This is a genomic window from Jiella sp. M17.18, from assembly GCF_041027365.1.
Taxonomy (GTDB): domain Bacteria; phylum Pseudomonadota; class Alphaproteobacteria; order Rhizobiales; family Rhizobiaceae; genus VKMB-3413.
In genome coordinates this window covers 1-1,480 of record NZ_JBFTEH010000045.1, presented here as the reverse complement: position 1 = coordinate 1,480, position 1,480 = coordinate 1, and the positions used below count along the sequence as shown (strand labels likewise).

Here is a 1,480-nt window from a genome sequence, read left to right as displayed (position 1 = left end):
TTGAGAGGAAGGAGCGAACCGATGACCATCGTGACCCTTGGGATCGACTTGGGCAAGAACCTGAACAGCATTGTTGGCCTGGGCGCAGACGGGAACGTCGTTCTGCGCCGACGAGTCCGGCGGGGGACCCTCACCGAACTCGCGGGACAACTTCCACCCTGTACCGTCGCTATGGAGGCGTGCTGCGGTGCGCATCATGTCGGGCGTCTGTTCGCCGCCAAAGGGCATGAGATCCGGCTGATGTCGCCTGAGTATGTGCGCCCTTACGTGCATGCGCAAAAGAACGACGATAACGATGCTGCGGGGATCGCCGAGGCAGCGACGCGACCGACGATGCGCTTCGTCGAGTTGAAGAGCCAGGACCGGCTTGATCTGCAGACCTTGCACCGAGCCCGCTCTCGCCTCGTGGCAGCGCGCAAGGCGCTCGTGAACCAGCTTCGGGCGATCCTGCTCGAACGTGGACATACCTTCCGGCAAGGGCGCAAGGCTCTTGAACGGGACATCGCGCCGTTCCTTGCCGAGCCCCCTTCGGATCTATCGACCCGGATCGTGAAGCTTATCAGAGACATGCGAGCCGAGTGGCGGTCACTCGATGAGCGGATCGATGCTTTGAACGACGATCTGGACGATCATGCCCAGGCCGACGAGGCGGCGAGCCGGCTGACCTCGATACCCGGCATCGGCATCCTTGGCGCAACTGCGCTGGTTGCCGCCGTCGGAGATGGTGAGGCGTTTCGTCGGGCGCGTGATGTGCCAGCCTGGCTCGGCCTCGTGCCGAAGCAGATGACGACCGGCGGCAAGCCGCCGCTACTCTCCATCACAAAGCGCGGGAACACCTATCTGCGCATGCTGCTGATCCACGGGGCGCGTGCCGCGCTGCCAAGCCTCTCCAAACAGGCGACGCCCTTAGGCGAGTGGCTTCGAGGTCTNGCTACTCTCCATCACAAAGCGCGGGAACACCTATCTGCGCATGCTGCTGATCCACGGGGCGCGTGCCGCGCTGCCAAGCCTCTCCAAACAGGCGACGCCCTTAGGCGAGTGGCTTCGAGGTCTTCTATCGCGAGCCCACCGCAATGTCGTGATTGTCGCGCTCGCCGCCAAGCTCGCCCGCATCGCCTGGGCGAGCCTACGGCGTGGGATTGGCTTCGAGCGAGGATGGGGACAGGTCGTGACGGCCTGAAACGACAGAATCTGCTGCGACGTCCGAAAGAGGAGCTGCAGCGAACCGAGGTTGGCGGAAGGAGGCTGATGGCCGGAAGGGTCGAACACCCGCGTCCCTGGAAGCCTGGTTCAAAAAACGGCGCCTCGACGCCGGGTCTTTTATGAGGGCCAGGACGCGCGGATCTCCATCATGGCGAGGGCCTCCGTGCCGCTACGCCGGATACGTTTGTGCACGACCGAACAAAGCCTGACGCAACCAACTTGCCAACGGGGCGGGCCATACGTTTTTGAACGTCCAGCCGCGGCGGCGGAGCCAGAC

At 63.8% G+C, this 1,480-nt stretch carries 1 protein-coding gene; it reads left to right on the top strand.

The genetic code is table 11. From position 1 onward, the window contains the following. Positions 1–21 precede the first annotated feature (21 nt). A complete protein-coding gene (locus tag AB5S17_RS23365) occupies positions 22–1,326 on the top strand; it encodes an IS110 family transposase (RefSeq protein WP_369243574.1) in 1,305 nt (434 codons plus the stop codon). Positions 1,327–1,480: the final 154 nt, after the last annotated feature.